17 protein-coding genes are annotated in these 18,857 nt (G+C 48.0%); 9 read left to right on the top strand and 8 right to left on the bottom strand.

The window, feature by feature from the left end; all coding sequences use genetic code 11:
* Positions 1 to 6: 6 nt before the first annotated feature.
* The 3 genes from ispE (at position 7) to V2I46_10590 (ending at position 3,341) form a co-directional block, all read left to right on the top strand.
* Positions 7 to 828 (top strand): 4-(cytidine 5'-diphospho)-2-C-methyl-D-erythritol kinase, encoded by an 822-nt coding sequence (ispE, locus tag V2I46_10600; protein ID MEE4177949.1) that lies wholly within the window; start codon positions 7 to 9, stop codon positions 826 to 828.
* A gap of 274 nt (positions 829 to 1,102) precedes the next feature.
* Complete coding sequence (locus tag V2I46_10595; GenBank protein ID MEE4177948.1) at positions 1,103 to 2,650, top strand: AbgT family transporter; 1,548 nt, start codon at positions 1,103 to 1,105, stop codon at positions 2,648 to 2,650.
* 280 nt (positions 2,651 to 2,930) lie between these two features.
* Positions 2,931 to 3,341: a hypothetical protein gene (locus V2I46_10590; GenBank protein ID MEE4177947.1), complete on the top strand. Its 411-nt coding sequence runs from the start codon at positions 2,931 to 2,933 to the stop codon at positions 3,339 to 3,341.
* A 79-nt stretch (positions 3,342 to 3,420) separates the two neighbouring features.
* On the opposite strand, the gene argS is transcribed toward V2I46_10590, so the two are convergent.
* From argS to V2I46_10565, 5 genes are all read right to left on the bottom strand, one after another.
* Complete coding sequence (gene argS / locus V2I46_10585; protein MEE4177946.1) at positions 3,421 to 5,214, bottom strand: arginine--tRNA ligase; 1,794 nt, start codon at positions 5,212 to 5,214, stop codon at positions 3,421 to 3,423.
* Between the two features lie 100 nt (positions 5,215 to 5,314).
* The gene (locus tag V2I46_10580; protein MEE4177945.1) at positions 5,315 to 6,325 is read right to left on the bottom strand and encodes a DUF2846 domain-containing protein; all 1,011 of its coding nucleotides are present in this window, start codon (positions 6,323 to 6,325) and stop codon (positions 5,315 to 5,317) included.
* A gap of 83 nt (positions 6,326 to 6,408) precedes the next feature.
* Entirely contained in the window at positions 6,409 to 7,005 is a 597-nt protein-coding gene (locus V2I46_10575) for a class I SAM-dependent methyltransferase (GenBank protein MEE4177944.1), read from the bottom strand.
* 71 nt (positions 7,006 to 7,076) lie between these two features.
* The gene (locus tag V2I46_10570) at positions 7,077 to 7,718 is read right to left on the bottom strand and encodes a hypothetical protein (protein MEE4177943.1); all 642 of its coding nucleotides are present in this window, start codon (positions 7,716 to 7,718) and stop codon (positions 7,077 to 7,079) included.
* 12 nt (positions 7,719 to 7,730) lie between these two features.
* Positions 7,731 to 7,931: a hypothetical protein gene (locus tag V2I46_10565; protein ID MEE4177942.1), complete on the bottom strand. Its 201-nt coding sequence runs from the start codon at positions 7,929 to 7,931 to the stop codon at positions 7,731 to 7,733.
* Between the two features lie 353 nt (positions 7,932 to 8,284).
* Here V2I46_10565 and V2I46_10560 point away from each other — a divergent pair, with 353 nt between their 5' ends.
* The 3 genes from V2I46_10560 (at position 8,285) to pyrI (ending at position 11,126) form a co-directional block, all read left to right on the top strand.
* The gene (locus tag V2I46_10560) at positions 8,285 to 9,643 is read left to right on the top strand and encodes a cyclic 2,3-diphosphoglycerate synthase (protein ID MEE4177941.1); all 1,359 of its coding nucleotides are present in this window, start codon (positions 8,285 to 8,287) and stop codon (positions 9,641 to 9,643) included.
* A gap of 78 nt (positions 9,644 to 9,721) precedes the next feature.
* Complete coding sequence (gene pyrB / locus V2I46_10555) at positions 9,722 to 10,630, top strand: aspartate carbamoyltransferase (protein MEE4177940.1); 909 nt, start codon at positions 9,722 to 9,724, stop codon at positions 10,628 to 10,630.
* A gap of 34 nt (positions 10,631 to 10,664) precedes the next feature.
* The gene (gene pyrI / locus V2I46_10550) at positions 10,665 to 11,126 is read left to right on the top strand and encodes an aspartate carbamoyltransferase regulatory subunit (GenBank protein MEE4177939.1); all 462 of its coding nucleotides are present in this window, start codon (positions 10,665 to 10,667) and stop codon (positions 11,124 to 11,126) included.
* Between the two features lie 76 nt (positions 11,127 to 11,202).
* Here pyrI and V2I46_10545 read toward each other — a convergent pair whose 3' ends face one another.
* Positions 11,203 to 12,882: a M20/M25/M40 family metallo-hydrolase gene (locus V2I46_10545; GenBank protein ID MEE4177938.1), complete on the bottom strand. Its 1,680-nt coding sequence runs from the start codon at positions 12,880 to 12,882 to the stop codon at positions 11,203 to 11,205.
* A gap of 363 nt (positions 12,883 to 13,245) precedes the next feature.
* Entirely contained in the window at positions 13,246 to 14,883 is a 1,638-nt protein-coding gene (locus V2I46_10540) for a Zn-dependent hydrolase (GenBank protein MEE4177937.1), read from the bottom strand.
* A 181-nt stretch (positions 14,884 to 15,064) separates the two neighbouring features.
* Between V2I46_10540 and V2I46_10535 the strand changes: the two genes are divergently transcribed.
* The 3 genes from V2I46_10535 (at position 15,065) to V2I46_10525 (ending at position 17,663) form a co-directional block, all read left to right on the top strand.
* Positions 15,065 to 16,315, top strand: a complete 1,251-nt coding sequence (locus V2I46_10535) for a DUF819 family protein (protein MEE4177936.1) — start codon at positions 15,065 to 15,067, stop codon at positions 16,313 to 16,315.
* A gap of 98 nt (positions 16,316 to 16,413) precedes the next feature.
* Entirely contained in the window at positions 16,414 to 16,680 is a 267-nt protein-coding gene (locus tag V2I46_10530; protein MEE4177935.1) for a LapA family protein, read from the top strand.
* A 74-nt stretch (positions 16,681 to 16,754) separates the two neighbouring features.
* A complete protein-coding gene (locus V2I46_10525) occupies positions 16,755 to 17,663 on the top strand; it encodes a flavin reductase family protein (protein MEE4177934.1) in 909 nt (302 codons plus the stop codon).
* A 9-nt stretch (positions 17,664 to 17,672) separates the two neighbouring features.
* Here V2I46_10525 and nspC read toward each other — a convergent pair whose 3' ends face one another.
* On the bottom strand, positions 17,673 to 18,824 hold the full coding sequence (nspC, locus tag V2I46_10520) for a carboxynorspermidine decarboxylase (protein ID MEE4177933.1): 1,152 nt from the start codon (positions 18,822 to 18,824) through the stop codon (positions 17,673 to 17,675).
* Between the last annotated feature and the right edge of the window lie 33 nt (positions 18,825 to 18,857).

Raw genomic sequence — 18,857 nt, 5'->3', positions numbered from 1 at the left:
CTCCTTATGATCGTTTTTCCAAATGCTAAAATAAACCTTGGGCTCAACATTCTGGAGCGCCGCCCCGATGGCTTTCATAACATTGAATCGCTGCTTTTCCCAATAAAATTTACGGATGTTTTGGAAGTGATCCCGGCAGAGCCTGATTTTGTTCCCTTCGCATCTACAGGACTAAAGATCCCCTCCAATGGGAAGCCTAATCTTTGCCAGCAAGCTTACTTCCTTTTAAAAGAAAAGTACTCAATCCCTGGGGTTTCCATCCACCTCCATAAAAACATTCCTTCGGGTTCTGGATTGGGGGGAGGTAGCGCTGATGCGGCATTTACCCTAAAATTGCTTAACCAGCTTTTCTCACTGGGCTTAACCACCGTTGAACTGAAAAGGCTTGCTGCAAAACTGGGCAGCGACTGCCCTGTTTTTATTGACAACCAATCCCAGTTTGCCGCTGGACGGGGTGATGTTCTGGAACCCTTTAAGGTAAATCTCTCAGGCTTTCACTTGGCATTGATCATCCCTCAAGTTCACGTGAGCACCTCTGAAGCTTACGCCGGAGTAAAACCTGATCATCCCGATACGCCCCTCAGGGAAGTCCTTGGACAGCCCATTGAAAGATGGAAACACCTTTTGAAAAACGATTTTGAGGAATCTGTATTCAGGAAGTTTCCTTCACTGGCATCCATTAAGCGCGATCTTTACCAGTTCGGGGCAGTGTATGCCTCAATGAGCGGAAGTGGTTCTGCCATATTTGGCTTGTTCGAAAAGACTCCTGGAAAAAGACTTCAGGAGTCATTCCGGGACTCTCATTTCTGGGTTGAAGCCCTCGATTAGATCCAGTCCTTTCCTCCTGTACTGGGTTACAATTTAGAACAAGTTTTCCTTGCCCCCTTCTCCCGATGGTTAATATCTAAATGCTTGATATACAAAATTAAAGCATAAAAAAAATGGCTAAAAAGGGAGCAGTTTAGGTGATTTTGGGGCTCCATAAAAACAATTCTTTTATCTTTGCCGCCGACAGGTTTTTATTAACTGAAGTCATGGATAGAGAAAAATGCTCTGTTCCAGACTTGCCCTCCGGGCATTCCAAACAAAAAGGATCGCTTATATGAAGGACTATCTGACAGTTATTAAACGTTTCTCTTCCCGGGCATTTGCCAAATCTTTGGATTATATTGAACTCGTGGGCAATAAACTGCCCCATCCGGCAACCCTTTTTCTTTTACTTGCGGTGACCGTAATGGTGTTGTCCTGGGTAACCGCGGCATTAAATGTCAGCGCCCACCACCCCGTTGACGGGACCCTTATCACGGTTAACAACCTGGTAAGCGGGGAAGGATTCCGCTGGATCTACACAAACATCATCGCCAACTTCCTGAAGTTTCCTCCCCTGGGTTATGTTCTGGTTGTTATGATCGGTATCGGTGTGGCAGAAGGTTCCGGGCTATTTACCGTCATGATAAGGTCATTGGTGCTGGGTTCCCCTCGCAGGCTGATTACGGGAGCAATCGTAACTGCCGGGCTTGTATCGCATCTGGCTTCCGAAGCTGGATATGTAATATTGATCCCTCTTGGTGCCATGATTTTCCACGCCCTTGGCAGGCATCCTATGGCAGGACTTGCAGCCGCTTTTTGCGGGGTCAGTGGGGGATTTGGGGCTAACTTCCTCATTGGTTCTATCGATCCAATACTAGCCGGGATCAGCGAATCGGCTGCCAGAATGATTGTTCCCGATATGGTAGTGAATCCAGCCGTAAACTATTATTTTATGTTCTTCTCAGGCTTTCTGGTTATTCTGACCGGCACCTGGGTGACTGAAAAGATCGTTGAGCCACGCCTTGGAAAATATTCCGGGAATGCAGAAAAACTACCCATTGAACAGTTGACCCCGGTCGAAAAAAAGGGTTTGCGCTGGGCAGGCTATGGGCTCCTCTTAACCCTTGGCTTGCTGGCATTGACCATTGTACCTTCCTGGGGTATCCTGCGCGACCCGGAAACTGGTTCTGTCCTTCATTCTCCTTTCTTCAATGGAATCATCATTGGCATCCTGCTCATGTTTTTTATCCCAGGATTGTTTTATGGCATTGCCGTTGGCAGCATTAAAAACGATAAACATGTGGCAAAACACATTTCCCAGTCAATGGCGGGCATGGCAAGTTATATTGTCCTGGTGTTCTTTGCAGCGCAATTCGTTTATTTCTTTAATTACAGCAACCTGGGAATAATCCTGGCTATAAAGGGGGCACAGGGACTTCAAAGCATTAATCTTACCGGCCCGTTACTTATTGTGGCATTTGTTTTGCTATCTGCGTTTATCAATTTATTCATGGGAAGCGCATCGGCAAAATGGGCCATTATGGCACCCGTTTTTATCCCCATGCTTATGCTTATTGACCCGCCCTATCACCCAGGCCTTACTCAGGCTGCTTTCCGCATCGGGGACTCCGTCACCAATCTAATAACTCCCATGATGAGTTATTTCGCCCTGATTGTCACCTTCGCCCAGAAATATGATGAGAAGTATGGCATTGGTACCATCATCTCGACAATGATCCCTTATACTGTGGTCCTTACACTGATATGGATCGCTGCCCTGGTAATCTGGATGCTTCTTGGCATTCCGCTAGGTCCCGATGGACCTATTTTTATGAGCTAATCGTATGTTGATTTAGGCTGGCTTTGAGTTTCCTTTCCATCACTGCCCTTTAGCAATAGTGGCATGTGAAATGAATGCATGTGTCCTGTAATTTTTCTTTTGCAGCAACATTTGAATACGTTTTATTTATTGCAGGCATTTTGCCTTTTCAACTCTGTTCTTGCCCTGATTTGATTTAATTTTAAACAATCAAGAAGAAATCAAAACCCATCCGGCCGTTTTTTTTTATATTTGAATAACCTTTTGACTGAAATATAAGGATTAACCTAAACAATATACTATGAAAGTGATAAGCAAATTGTTCCTTTTTGTTGTTGCCCTAGGCATGATTTCCTGCAGTGCGCAACGGCAACTTGCATCCCGGTTGACCGGGGAATGGCTGATTGAAGAATACGAGGTTTCCATGGCAAATGGTAGCGAAACCCGGATGGAAAACGCCGGGACCATCCTTTTCATGAGCAGTGGCCGTGGTCAGCAAACCTTCACAAGCGCAATTTCACAAATCGATGCCTCCAATACCGGTGACTTCCGCTGGGACAACAATGCCAACGTGGTTTTCATTTGGGGGCAGGATGCTCAGTACCGCAAGGCCTGGATCATCGTTGAATCGAGCCGCAGTAAACAATTATGGAGATCAACGGACAGTGAGGGAAATGTTCAGACCATGGTCCTCACCCGCAAAAAGGAATAATGGGCTTTTATTGGAATGAGAAACCCGCCTTTTTTCTGAAAGAGCGGGTTTCTTATTATTTGAAGAATATTTTTGAGAATCACATACGCTCGGGCACTTCGATTCCCAGCATCGTCATGGCATTTTTTATGGTTTGAGCGGTCAATTGGGACAATTTAACCCGAAAATCACTGACTTCCTGGTCCGGTTCGTTGAGCACGCTATGCTCGTGGTAGAACTGGTTAAACTCCTTGCACAACTCAAAAGTGTAATTGGCAATCTCCGCCGGACTAAACTGTTCGGCCGCTTCATTTACTACCGCAGGAAACTCGTATATGTTCCGCAACAAGTTGCGCTCACGCAGGTTCAGCTTTTCTGCCGCCACAGTGAGTTGGATGGCATCGACCTGCTCCTGTCCGGCTGTGCGAAGGATTGAACGAATCCTTGCGTAGGTGTATTGAATGAATGGGCCGGTATTGCCATTGAAATCGATCGATTCCGCCGGGTTAAAAAGCATATTTTTCTTGGGATCCACCTTTAAGATGAAGTATTTCAAAGCGCCAAGCCCGATGATGTAAAACAACCTGGCTTTCTCATTCTCGCTGAAATCCAGTGTTTTACCTAGCTCTTCAGTCGTTCGGCGCGCTGTCTCAACCATCTCTTCCATCAGGTCATCCGCATCCACCACGGTGCCTTCCCGCGATTTCATCTTTCCCTCAGGCAACTCCACCATGCCATAACTCAGATGGAAAATGGCATCTGAATAAGGTTTCTCCAGCTTGGCAAGCACCTTTTGAAGGACATCAAAGTGATAATTTTGCTCATTGCCCACCACATAGATCATCTTGCCGGGCTGGAAATCATCATATCGCAATTGGGCAGTGCCAAGGTCCTGCGTAATGTAAACAGAAGTGCCATCCGAACGCAGCAAGAGTTTCTCATCCAGTCCTTCAGCGGTTAGATCCACCCAAACCGAGCCATCTTCACGCCGCTCAAATACCCCTTTTTCCAGACCTTCCTTTACCAGGTCCTTTCCAAGCAAATAGGTATCTGATTCGTGATATACCTTGTCAAAGTCAACCCCGAGACGCTTGTAGGTAGCATCAAACCCCTCATACACCCAGCCGTTCATTAATTCCCAAACAGCCATGGTCTGAGGGTCGCGAAGTTCCCATTTCCTTAACAGTTTCTGGGCTTCCTGCATCAGGGGAGCTGTTTTGCGTGCCTCTTCCTCACCCATTCCCGAGGTGGCCACCAGATCCTTCACCTGCTGGCGCAATTCCGTCTCAAACCTTACATAATAATCCCCTACCAGCTTATCCCCCTTCTTTCCGGAGGATTCGGGTGTCTCTTCTTTCCCAAATTTCATCCAGGCAAGCATCGACTTACAGATGTGAATGCCCCGGTCATTGACAAGGTTGACCTTGTAAACCTTTTTACCAGAAGCTTCGAGGATGCTGGCCACTGAATAACCAAGTAAATTATTCCTGATATGCCCCAGGTGAAGCGGCTTATTGGTATTGGGCGAAGAATATTCAACAACAACCGGAGGCTCAATTCCCTGGGGTGTAATCCCATATGAAGCATTGTTCATCTGTTGCTTCAGGAAATCCAGCCAATAATCCGGTCTCAGGCTTAAATTCAGAAATCCCTTGATAACATTATATGCTCCAACCTCAGGAACCCTGTCCATAATTGCTTTACCCAGCATCTCAGCAGTCAGCTCAGGTGAGCGTCTAACCATTTTTACCAATGGGAATACCACCAGCGTAAAATCGCCTTCAAACTCTTTGCGGGTTTTTTGCAGGATCAATGCTGAGGCGGGGGCTTCCACCCCGAACTCATCCCTGATGATTGCAACAAGGGCTTTTTGAATCTTTTCTTCTGCTATCATTCCTTTTTCCTTTATTTAAGCCTGCAAAATTAGGCATTTTTAAAGGAAATTACCCTACATTATTGCAGTCCTCCAAAAGACTGGACGGACCGTTCCTGAATCAGAAATACAGAAAAAAGCCCAGCAGCATATCCATTCCTGCACCAGAGGTTTCCCTCAGTTCTGGAAAAGAAACTTCCTCAGGAGTGAAACGCTCTGCAGAATTAAAAGTATACCCAACGTGGTAGAACTTTAAGCCATAAATAAAAGAAGCTTTATCAGAGAGGTTCATCTCAAGGATGGCATTAAAATGCGGTCCAAGGGCATTTTGATAAGTCCATATATCATTAAATCCTCCCGGTATGCTGCTGCTTTCAATTTTCAGGCGGTTACTCCAGTAGTAATCGAGTCCTGCCCCAAGTTTAACGCGCATCTCATCGCCCTCTCGAATGGGGATAATATAGGAAGGCGTAACCGAAAGAATACCCCGTGAGAAGGTAACGTCTCCATTGGTAATTGGCGGCCTGAGGTTGCTGAACTGATAATTCAACTCTGAGCTCAGGTCAAAATGCTTGCCGAACTCCCTGCCATACTTCAGCCCAATGGCAACCCCTCCTCCTAAGCTGATCTTTGATTTTCCTCCACCCTCAATCTCAAAAAATGGATGGTTCTTAAAACCAAAACCTGCAGCAAGGTTAATGCCGATCCTATTGGAAGGACGAGTAAGGTTAAGCATTTCAGGGGTTATCTGACGCATCTGCCCGGAGCTGATTGCAGGGACTGCAGAGGCACCTTCCACAAGCAGCATCTCAGGAACGCTGCTCCAAAAACTCATCCTGAACCCTAAGCGAAGATAATACGTCTCCCCTGCCTCTACCCGCAAGGTTAAAGGCGCCTCGCCCTTGCGATTCAGGCTGAATGCATAATCCCCAGGAATGCAGTCGTATTCAAAGTAAGAATTGTTCTTAAGCTTCACTACCTGCTTATGATTCACATAAACCGGTATGGACACTGCTGAGCCCTGGAAATTTTGCTCACGGTAAAATACAATGCGGCCCGTTTCCGGTTCCTGGGCAAATACAGAAATAAACATTCCAAATAGGATAACAACCAGGCTCAGGTGCTTTTTCATATTCAGAAGAAAATTTTGAATGGGTGAATGTTTTGAGCCTGCAAAAATAAACATTCAGCAATACAATCGTTGTTCCGGTCAATTTATTTTTTTCCTACCAGCCTAATCACTGAGGCTTTGCCTTCGTGGTACCTTCCCTCCTTCAATTCAATTTCTGTTTGCTCTATATGAAAAGATTGCAATCTGGGAAAATCTTCACACAGATCTTTTTCCAAATAAAGCAAATCAATATGCTGCGGTCCGCCCGATTCTCTTCCTAGTTGATCTTTCGAAAATACCTCCATAATCAGTGTGCCACCCGGTTTTAGATAAGAAAACAACTTTTGGTGAATCCGCTTTCTTTCCTCGGCATGAAAATGCACAAAGATAAGGGCCAGGCAATCAAAAGACTCCTGTTCTGCCTCAAAATCATCAGTCTTGCAAACCTGATATTCAATGTTTACCTTTTTCTGGGAAGCCAGCTTCAGGGCTTTCTCCCTACCCTTGGTGCTCTGATCGAAAGCAACAACCTCCCAGCCTCGCCTGGCTGCATATACTGCATTCCGCCCCTCCCCTTCTCCGGGAAGCAACAACCTGCCTGGGGCAAGCTTCCCGAGTTTTTTACAGAAAAAAATATTCGGGTGATGTCCGTATACAAATCCATCTTCAGCATAACGCTGATCCCAGAATTCCTTTGCCATGGCTTTTCTTTGATGAATTAAAAACCCCGGACCGTTCTAACGACCCGGGGTTTTATTTTCAATATCCTGTATTAACGCCTCTCAGGGGTTGTTTCAGGAGCTCTTTCAGGAGCCGTTTCGGGAGCCCTTTCAGGGGCTCTTTCCGGCATCCGCTCGCGAATCACTCGTTCAGTCTCTCGACGGACCGTTTCGATCCGCTCAATCTCCTTTTCAATTTCTTCGATCCGCTGATTCTTCTCCTCATATTCTTCACGGGAGATCTCGCGATTTTGCACCCGCTCTTCCAGTCGCTGGCGAGCTTCTTCAATTCGAGTGGTAGTCCTTTCAACACCTTCCTCCACTTCAATAGCCACTTCACGGGTCACTTCTTCCTTTTCTTCCTTTGAACGGGCAGCAGCGGCGCGAGCCTGTCCGAAGTCGCGCCCACTCAAATCGCCTTTATTCCTGCCATAGGCATGTCCGCGGGGTTCACTTCCCTGGCGTCCTTCTTCTGCCTGTTCACGCACTCTTTCGGCTTCTTCCAGCCCTTGTTCGCGGGTCCCTTCTGCCTCTTCACGGGCCTGCTCGCGGGCTGCCTGGCCTTGCTGGCGGCCTTGTTGAGTCACTTCTTCCTTTTTCTCTTTTCCCTTACCCCCTTGCTGTGAGCGAGGGTTTTGGGCAAATAATGCTACGCTAACCAGCATTACTCCGGTCAAAATCAATATCTTTTTCATTTTTTTTCCTTGTTAAAGATTGTTCATCAAACTGTCCAGTTCATTTTCTAATGAGTCAATTTGAGCATTAAGCTCAATATTGGTCTCCAGGGCTTCTTCCAGTTCTGCTTCCATTTCAACGGGAGCCTCGGATTCGGTAACTTCACGGTTTCCCTGACCGCCACAGGCACTCATAAAGCCTGCGACCATTAAGATCAAAAATAATTTTTTCATTTGGTTAAGGATTTTGATTCAGATACAAATTTAATCATTAAATACCTAAAAAAGACAAATGTAATCAGACTAATTTCCTGAAATTCACTGATTATTGCTGAATAAACGTCAAGTTTCAACAATGACCAAGATCAACATTTTGAAAAAAATAACCTTTTCTCCCTGCCTATTAATCTAACCAAAAATTTGAAAAAAGTCCCCTTTTCGCCGCAAAAATTCCTCGCATCCAAACCATCAATACTTTTTGAAAAAAAATTTCTTATTGACTTGCCGGAAAAACTTAAACCTGTAAATTTGTGAGGCCGTTTCGAAATGCATTCATTTTCAAATATCCAACCATAAAAATTCAATATATGTCTAAAAACAGAAAAAATGTAATCATTATTGGAGCCGCCGGAAGGGACTTCCATAATTTTAACACCTATTACCGGGGAAACGAGAATTACCGTGTTGTGGCCTTTACCGCAGCACAGATCCCTGACATTGACGGCCGCAAGTATCCCGCCGAACTGGCAGGGGCGCTTTATCCCGATGGAATCCCCATTTATGCCCAGGACGACCTTCCCCGACTGATTAAAGAGTTGGATGTAGACATTTGTGCATTCTCTTACAGTGACGTATCCTACCAGCAAGTCATGGCCCTAGGCGCCATCGTCAATGCCAATGGAGCCGACTTCCTGTTAATTGGCCCTAAAGAAACCATGATCAAGAGCACCAAGCCGGTTATTGCAGTTGGTGCTATCCGCACCGGTTGCGGCAAAAGCCAGACCTCCCGCCGCATCATTGAGGTGCTTATGGAGCATGGCATCAAGGTGGTTGCCATTCGCCACCCCATGCCCTATGGCGACCTGGTAGCCCAGAAAGTACAGCGGTTTGCCACTGTCGAAGACCTCCACAAACACAAGTGCACCATCGAAGAGATGGAAGAATATGAACCCCATGTGGTGCGCGGTAACGTCATTTATGCCGGGGTAGATTATGAAGCCATCCTGCGCGAAGCCGAAAAAGAAGCCGATGTTATCCTCTGGGATGGTGGCAACAACGACTTCCCCTTCTACAAACCCGACCTGATGGTGACTGTGGTCGACCCGCACCGTCCGGGCCACGAACTTAACTATTATCCCGGAGAGGTGACCCTTCGTCTTGCCGATATCGTGGTGATCAACAAAATGGACAGTGCTGGCCCCGAAAATATCCAGATAGTCCGCGACAATATTGCCAAAGTCAACCCCAAAGCCATTGTGGTGGATGGAGCTTCCCCACTGACCGTTGACAAACCTGAGCTGATCAAAGGCAAGCGTGTGCTGGTTGTTGAAGATGGTCCTACCCTTACCCATGGCCATATGAAGATTGGTGCTGGAACCGTGGCTGCCAACAAATACGGCGCCAAAGAACTGGTTGATCCCAGGCCATTCGTCGTTGGCAAGCTGGCCGAGACCTTCAAGATCTACCCCACCATCGGTACCCTCCTGCCTGCAATGGGCTATGGTGACCAGCAGGTGGCCGACTTGGAAAAAACCATCAACAACACCGATTGCGATGCCGTGGTCATTGCCACCCCCATCGACCTCAATCGCATCGTGAAAATCAATAAACCCACCGTGAAAGTGGAATATTCCCTCCAGGAGATTGGCGCTCCCACCTTCGGCGGGCTCATCTGTGATTTCCTCAAGAACAAGCAGCTAATCAAGGCTGATTGCGATTGTAAATAATTTCAAAAGGGGCTGACGCCCCTTTTTTTTTGCTTATTTTTATAGTTGTCCTGAAACCAAATTCTAACCCGGAAAACAATGAAGAACAAAAGCCTCGTTTCCATCAACGATTTCAGCAAGGAAGAACAACTGCGCGTACTGGAAGTGGCCCGCGAGTTTGAAAAGAACCCCGTGCAGACCATCCTCCAGGACTATGTGGTAGCCTCTTTGTTTTTTGAGCCCTCCACCCGCACCCGCCTGAGTTTCGAAAGCGCCGTTAACCGGCTCGGCGGAAAGGTGATCGGATTCTCTGAAGCAGGAAGTACCAGCGTCAAAAAAGGAGAATCGCTGCGCGACACCATCCTCACCATCGCCAATTATTCCGACCTTATCGTCATGCGAAACCCCATTGAAGGCAGCGCCCGCTTTGCTTCCGAAATCAGCCCCGTGCCCATCATCAACGCAGGCGATGGCGCAAACCAGCACCCCACACAAACCCTGCTCGACCTTTACAGCATCCTGAAAACCCAAGGATCGCTCGACAACCTGAACGTCGCTTTTGTGGGCGATCTGAAATATGGCCGGACCGTACACTCACTGGTTATCGCCCTCTGCAACTTCAATACCACATTCCACCTTGTTTCACCCATCGAACTGAAGCTGCCCAGCTCAGTGAAAATGCACATCAAGGAGAAAAACCTCACCTATTACCAATACACGGATATGGAAGAGGTCATCCCAAAGGCTGACATTTTGTACATGACCCGTATTCAGCGCGAACGGTTCAGCGACCCCCTCGAATACGAACGGATAAAAAATTCCTATAACCTCCACAACGACATGATTGTCGACACCAAGGAGAACTTCAGGGTGCTTCATCCCCTGCCAAGGGTCAATGAAATCGACATCAATGTCGACCCCAGCCCCAAAGCCTATTATTTCGAACAAGCCCTGAATGGTGTTTTCGTGCGTCAGGCCCTGATGGCCCTCATCCTGGGCTTACGCTAATTCATTCACATAACCATCAACAACCCCATATACAATGAGTGAGAAAATTAAGGAATTAAAGGTATCAGCCATCGAAAACGGCACAGTCATTGACCATATCCCCTCCAATGCTGTATTCCAGGTTATTCGCATGCTGAAACTCGACAGTTTCGACAGCATGGTGCTTTTTGCCACCAATCTCGAAAGCAAGAAATACGGCACCAAAGGCCTTATCAAGGTTAGCAATAAATTCTTTTTGCCAGAAGAACTCAACAAGATCGCCCTGGTGGCCCCTCACGCTTCCATCATTGAGATCAGGGACTTCCGGGTGAGCAGCAAGAAGGTCGTGGAAATCCCTGCCCAGGTCACCGGCATTGTCAAATGCTTCAACCCCAATTGCGTCACCAATCACGAACAGGTGACCAGGCGCTTTACCGTGGTCGAAAAGGAAGACCTGAGGCTGAAATGCCACTTCTGCGAAAAGATTACCCGCAGGAGCAATATGGAGTTCATATAGCCCTATGCCAAAAAACCAACAGGCAAGCCATTCCGGAACACCGGCGGGCTTGCCTGTTATTTTTTTTAAAGGAAGGTTACAGCTGAACCTCGAAGGTCATTTCTTCTTCTCCCCTCTTCACGGTAATCATTGCCTTACTTCCGGCTTTCAGGTTACCCAGGGCGCGCATATAGGTCTGGATCTCCCGGATCTCCTCCTCATCGATACGAATGACCACATCTCCGTTGGCTATTCCGGCCTTTTGCGCCGGGCGGTCATCAATCACGGCCTGTATCTTAAGCCCTTCCCCTGAATATACATGATCTGGCATCAGCCCAAGGGTAACACCTTCTGTGCGGCGACGACGCGTGTCGTTCGACTGGGTGGGGGTAAATGCCAGCCGCTCTTCTTCTTCCAACACTCGCATCAGATCGTAGGTAAACTTCATGATCTCCAGGGTGCCCTGGTAGTTCACCTTTTCGGGCGTATCACCAGGCCTGTGGTAATCGTCGTGGATGCCCGTAAAGAAAAACAATACAGGGATGTCTTTCAGGTAAAATGCAGTATGGTCGGATCCACCCAGACCGCCGGGGCTTTTGCGGATGTTAAAATGTTCGGGAGCTACCCGGTCGATGACAGTTTCCCAGCTGGGCGTGGTGCCGGTGCCGATCAGCGACAGGTTGTAATCGGTCAGGCGGCCCAGCATATCAAAATTCAGCATATAGTTTACCTTGCTCATATCATAGGCATCACTCTCGGCAAAATAGCGGCTGCCGATCAGGCCTTTCTCCTCAGCCGTAAAGGCAATGAAAACATAGTTATGCTTTTTCAGGTCTGATTGCACCAGGTAACGGGCTGCTTCCAGCATCCCCGCTGTTCCGCTGGCATTGTCGTCGGCACCGGGGTGAATGACATGTTCCCCCGGACTGCGCGAGCCCGATCCGCCATAGCCCAGGTGGTCGAAATGCCCGCCAATAACCACTGTGGTGGGAGCGCCATTGTCCCAATAACCTGCCACATTGTAGCCGGTATGCATCTCTCGCTCCAGTTCTGTCGACAAAAGCACTTCCACCCCTGCAGCTGCCAGAATGGCGTCCTTTACCCGTTCACTGCCATACACCACCGGGATGGCTTCGCGCGGCACATCCATCCGGAGGCTGATGCGCGGATCTGATTGCCACGAAAGGGTATTCACCAGAATGATGCCTGCGGCACCTTTCTTTACTGCGAGTTCAAGCTTTTGTGCCAATGCCTCGCGTGCAGAAATGCCCAGTTTTTCATTCAACCCTTCAGGGGAATAATACTCCAGCACCACCACGCGCCCTTCGATGCTGCCAAGGTCTTTATAATTGTCAATTCCTTCCACCCCTTCAAGGCCAAAACTGGCGTACACAGCCGGAGCATTCACTGCGGCATTGCCAGTATTGGGCAGGGCAAAAAAGTCTTCATTGAAAGTAAAAGTAACCCCTTCAATGACCAGGTAATTATCAGGGCCTTCGATAAAATCACCCGGGAAAGGTACCTCCTGAAAAAACGAGCCATTGATCATAGGTTTCAGGCCCGCTTCCCTCATGCGCATGGCAATGTACTCAGCGGCCATCCGTTCACCGGGTGTTCCGGCCTCACGGCCCTCCATACGCTCGTCGGCAAGGGTGTTAATATCCTTCTTCAGGCGCTCAAGCACCCCCTCATCAGAAAAATCAAAGGCTTGTTGTCCAAAAGCACCCTGAAGGGCAAAAACCATCAACAGGGTAAAAATCGATTTCAATATTCTCATAGCTGCAAATTAATAAATGAAAAAAATGTCAGGTATCCTTACTGTCTGGAAAGGGCGATGCCTGATGGGGTGTAAAAATAATGTTTTTTGAATATTCTTTTTTCAAAAACCGGGCCATTCCCCAACAATGAATCAAAAAAATCCCAAGATCATTTCAATCTGCCAAAGATTAACCCCGGTGAAAAGAGATAACAGGCTCATATTTTAACCGGTGTTTAACCGTTTAAAAACGGTTAAACACCGGTTAAACTATGGTTGGAATAAGAAATTGGTCCTTCCCTGAAAGGGTAAAAGTAACCGGCTTCCCTGAAAGTCCTTATGGAACGCTCAGGAAAGCCGGCATCAATAAGATGAATCTCACCTTTAATTCAGGCCAAGAACTTCTTTACCTTGTTTGAAAACAATATCAACAGGGATTCCGGCAGCATTGACTTTTTCAAGGTCCTTGCGGAGCTGATCCGTCATCACACCATCACTGTCCACCCAGCTTTTGGCTTCGGCGTAGTTGCCATCGCCCTGAACCATCAGGATGTCGGCTACCAGCGCAAATACGGCATCACGCATGGCTTCAAAATTCACCAGGTAAGTACCGTTTTCCTGATAAACAAAAGCGTTGCGGTCAGCGAAATACTTCATCGTTAACATGTTGGCGCGTCCGTGGGCGCTGCTGGCACCAAAACGGCTGCTACGGAAGATCCCGGCAAAGAAGGTTACATAGTTGTCCATCACCTCACCGCTGGTAATCTCACCCATTTCATAGAGTTTTGTAACCAGGTACAAACCCATGATGTCGGCTTTGGCTTCTTCGATGGGGCTGTAATATTCGCGCAGGGCTTCACGCATGGGCCCCTGACCATTGATGGTATTTTTAACGCCCATTCCGTGCGAAACCTCGTGGAAGGTGGTGTTCTCAAAGAAGGCATCAAATTTGATGTGGTGGCGCTGGCTCTCATCAATAAGCATATTGGCAATCGGCACCAGGATATTTTCGAATTTTGCCTGCATGGAATTCTTGAGCTGCAACTTACGCGTACCTACACTGACGTGGATCTCAGGGTCATTGGGCAGGTTGATGGCAATGGTTTTGCTGCCTGCATTGCAGTCGCCCGCATAATACAGGGCATAATAAACATTCATATCGGCATCCGTACCAGGGGTTTCAGCCTTGTATTGTGCAGGAACGGGCAAGCCGGCCTGCAGATCGGGAAGCATCGCATTAAACTTCACCAGACGGGCGCTCCATTCGGGGTCTTTGACCAGCACAAAGGCTTCATTGGCTGCTTTATAACCAAAGAGGCGGTCTTCATAGTTTTCGATGGGGCCAACCACAAAGTCAATATTGCTTTCTTTCATGGCCATCCAGGCAAAATCGCTGGGCTGGTAGTCGTCGTTGAGGAGAGCCTCGGCGCGGGCCAGCAGGTAGGTCTTAAGGCCTTCGTCTTCGGCCAGTTCAGCGGCTTGACGCAACAACTCAGCAGCCTTTTGATGCTGTTCGGCATAGGCCTGTGAATAAGGCACACTCACCAGGTTGCCGGCTTCATCGCGGCGTATCACCGTGTAAAGACTGGTTTTATCAGGATCTTCCCAGGCTTCAAACTCTTCCTTGGTCATGTCGAGGGGATAGAAATTGGCTCCCTCGGGCTTCTCTCCCACTTCGGGAACAAAGGGGGCCATGCCATCGAGGCGGTCCCAAGGACCGTAATGGATGGCGGCATATTGGCGGGCAAATTCGTTATCGAGCTGTTCCATCAGCGTTTCCTTGTCGCCATAGGCCTGAAGCCAGAACACCTCGTCCATCAGGTCGGCAGCATCGATCAGGATGCTGATCATTTCACGTTCATTTTCACTTAACCACGACAGATCTGTGGTAAGGGTCACTTCTTTAAACTGTTCAAGCTTCGCTTTCATCGTTTCAGAGTATTCATCGGTTTTTGGCGCGCATCCGGTCAGGGCCCCGAAAGCCAGGATCGCCGAAAGTAACAATAAAGAGAACTGTTTCATTGGTTGGATGATTTGAGTTGGAAAAAAATGTTGTGAGACTTCAAAATTACTAATAATTACAGGGCCTTGGGCATCGAATATTAATAATTTTAATGGAGGCCCTCAGGGGAAATACCGCATTTGTTAAAAAAATTTAACTTTATACAATTGTTTTCAACAGGTAAACCAAAAGCGAACCACTATGGAGATGATTTTACTGGCGTTGTTTTATGTTCTGACCCCCGTTCTGATCCTTTACCTGACTTACCGTTACAGGACTGCTGACCGGATTGGATCGGTCATCATCGCTTACCTGGTCGGGCTGATCCTGGGTAATATCGGTCTGATTCCAAGTGCGGGCGAGGTCGTTAACAACATCCTGCTCAACCAGCCTGGCACTACCCTTGCTGAGATGCAGGCAATGGAAGCGGGTGGAGAAATAACGGCAAGGGATGTGATGGCTTTCAGGGTATATAAGCTTCGTGATATGCTTATGACCATCACGGTACTTCTGGCTATCCCGCTCATGCTTTTCTCAACCAACATCAATCATTGGAAAAAGGTAGCTGGAAAAACACTGGTTTCATTGTTGACTGGGCTGGTAGCGGTGGTTACGGTCATTGTTGCAGGATTTTACATTTTCCAGCATACCGGCACCAAAGACCTGTGGAAAGTGGCTGGAATGCTAATCGGGGTCTATACCGGCGGGACGCCTAACCTTGCTTCCATCAAACTGGCCCTGGATGTGGATCCTGAGATCTACATCCTGACACACACCTACGACCTGGTGGTTGGTGTATTTTACCTGGCATTCCTGATTTCTATCGGTCAGCGGGTTTTTCATAAGTTTCTGCCCAAGTTCCCGGCCTTTGCAGAAGTCTTTGTCGCCGCCGAGCAAAAGGTAAAAAGGCCCTTTTTCCATGTTTTCCAGCGAAAATATTTCCTTCCTCTGCTCAAAGCCATCGGTTTGGCCATCCTGATCTTTGGAGCAGGCGTAGGATTAAGCATGATTCTGCCCAAAAGCATGGAAATGTCTGTAGTGATCCTGACCATAACCACCCTGGGCATCATTGCCTCTTTAATTCCGGGGATTAACCGCATTGACAAAACCTTTGATGCCGGCATGTACTTCATCCTGGTCTTCAGTTTGGTGGTATCTTCCATGGCAGATATCAGGAACTTTGGCGGTATCACCCCAGGCCTGTTCGCCTACGTGACCCTGGCCGTATTCGGATCCTTATTTTTGCACGTGCTGTTGAGCAAAATATTCAAGGTCGATGCCGACACCACCATGATCACCTCCACGGCCTTTATCTGTTCGCCTGCTTTTGTGCCGGTCATTGCTGGTTCTATTGGCAACAAGCAGGTGATCGTTTCAGGAATGACCATCGGAATTATTGGTTACGCCATTGGCAACTACCTTGGAGTAACCATTGCCTATTTGCTCAGGTAAACGGAAAAATAAGGTCTATTCCTGATTAGCATAGAGAAAACAATCTTGAAGAACCATTTTTGAAAAAATATTTCCGACTCAAATAAAACAAAAGAATCATGGAAAAGAAAAAAACCACGAATGTATTGTTGATGATCCTTTATGTCATCATTGCCATTTTGCTGGTTGTTTTTATTGTTCAGAACTGGCAACCTGTAAACATAAATATCTTTGGGCTCAAGGTAGAAGGGCGGTCATTCATTGTTTTCCTGGTAATTTTCATCCTGGGATTTTTCTCAGGATGGTTCTGGAGTTTCCTGAGGCAAACGCGCAGAACAATGGCCGAAAAAAAGACAACTCCTGGAGTAAAGTACTCTGAAGAATAAGCAAGTTTCTTTCCCATTGTCTGAATATTCATCCGCCGGTTGCCTGAGCTCCCGGTTAATCTGTTATTTGCCCCATGAGATTAATGAAAACTTTCGACCCTTCAAAACTGGACCCCCGGCAGCGTTCGCAATTTGTGCTTGGCACGATAGGGCCCCGTCCCATTGCCTTTGTCAGCACCCTTGACCGGGAAGGCAGGCCTAACCTGGCTCCCTACAGTTTCTTTAACGTTTTCAGCAGCACCCCGCCCGTGCTCATCTTCTCGGCCAACAGCAGGGTGCGCGATGGCAAACCCAAGGACACCCTTCAGAATATCCGGGAGACGGGAGAGCTGGTGATCAACCTGGTCACTTACAGCATGGCCCGTCAAATGGCCCTTGCAGGACTGGATTATGAGCAGGGGGTCAACGAATTTGAGAAATCCGGCTTTACCCCCCTGGTTTCTGAGCGGGTTAAACCATACCGGGTGAAGGAAAGTCCGGTACACTTTGAGTGTAAAATTCTTGAGATCAAAGCCTTGGGTGACCATCCAGGGGCAGCCAACCTGATCATCGCCGAAGCGGTCTTGATTCATCTGGATGAACGGATCATTGGTCCCGAGCAGAAGATTATTCCGGAAGCGATGGAGCTTATTGGCAGGCTGGGAGGCTATAGCTATGCGCGGGTGGATGCATCCAGCCTGTTCGAGGTGGTTCAGCCCCGGAGTGAACTGGCGCTTGGGTTCGATGCCCTGCCTGAGTCGGTCAGGAAAAGTTCCATTCTCAGTGGACAGGATCTTGCCCTGCTGGCCGGGCAAACTCAATGGCCTAGCCAGGAAGAAGTGGAAGCTTTTGCTAAGCAAAGCGCGATGGCTGGGTTCCTTATTTCCCTGCCAGAAGAACCGGAGGCCAGGACAAAGACCATCCATAAAAAGATCCGGGCGCTTCTTAAACAGGAAACGCCCGGGGAGGCCTTAAAGCTTATCGCCGCTTGCGGCCTGCGTTAGGTTATTGCTTTAGGAAAGCTTGCCCTTGTAATCTTCGTAACCAAACTGGCGTAAAAGAACAAACTCACCCTTGCCGCGCCATATCCCAATGTTCGGATGTTTGACTCCATTGAAAAAAGTTGTTTTCACCATGGTATAGTGGATCATGTCGTCGAAAACAACTTTGTCGCCCACCTTTAATTCATTGCCAAAACTGTAATCACCCATTCCCATATAGTCGCCTGCCAGGCAGGTAGTACCTCCAAGGCGATATACGGTTTGACCTTCTACGGCATCGGTAGCACCCAGAATGTGGGGCTTATAGGGCATCTCGAGGCAGTCGGGCATATGGGCCGAGAAGCTCACATCCAGCATGGCAATGCGCATATCGGGCTTCTCAATGATATCCAAAACCGAGGCCACCAGGTAACCGGTTTGCCATCCTACGGCTTCCCCGGGCTCGAGGATAATGGTTTCCAGATTGGGATAACGCTCACGGAATTCCGTAAGCAGGCAAACCAGGTGCTTCACATCGTAGTCCTTGCGCGTAATGTGGTGGCCCCCTCCCATATTAAACCATTTGGCCTGCCTGATCAGGTGAGCGAATTTTTCTTCCACCTTCTCAAGGGTACGTTCGAGGACAAAGCTGTCGTTCTCACACAACACGTGAAAATGCAGGCCATCAATGCCTTCGGGAAGGGTGTCGCCAAGCTGGTCAATGGTGATGCCAAGTCTTGAACCAGGTACCGCAGGGTTGTAAAGGTCGGTTTCTACTTCCGAATATTCGGGGTTGATACGCAGGCCCATGGACACAGGCTGGGGAAAAGCCTTTACCCGGTCTTTGTATTTTTCATACTGGCCAAGGGAGTTAAAGGTAACATGGCTGCTGTATTGCAGGATAGCCTCAAACTCGTCATCCATATAAACAGGGCAATAGGTATGGGCCTTCACACCCATTTCCTCGAAGATCAGACGGGCCTCGTGGAGTGAACTGGCGGTGGCTCCGCTCAGGTATTCACCCACCAGCGGAAAAGTACTCCACATCGAATAACCTTTCAGGGCGCAGATGATCTCCACCCCTGCCTCCTCCTGCACCAGTTTCAGGATTTCAAGGTTTATCCGGAGCAAGGTCTCGTCGAGCACATAGCAGGGCGAGGGAATGCGGTTGAAGTCAATACTCATCATTTCAGGGATTAGGGGTCAGGGGTTAGGGAT

It is taken from the genome of Bacteroides sp. (genome assembly GCA_036351255.1).
Lineage (GTDB): Bacteria > Bacteroidota > Bacteroidia > Bacteroidales > UBA7960 > UBA7960.
Note: the sequence above shows the minus strand (reverse complement) of the source record. Positions and strands in the feature narration are given on the sequence as shown.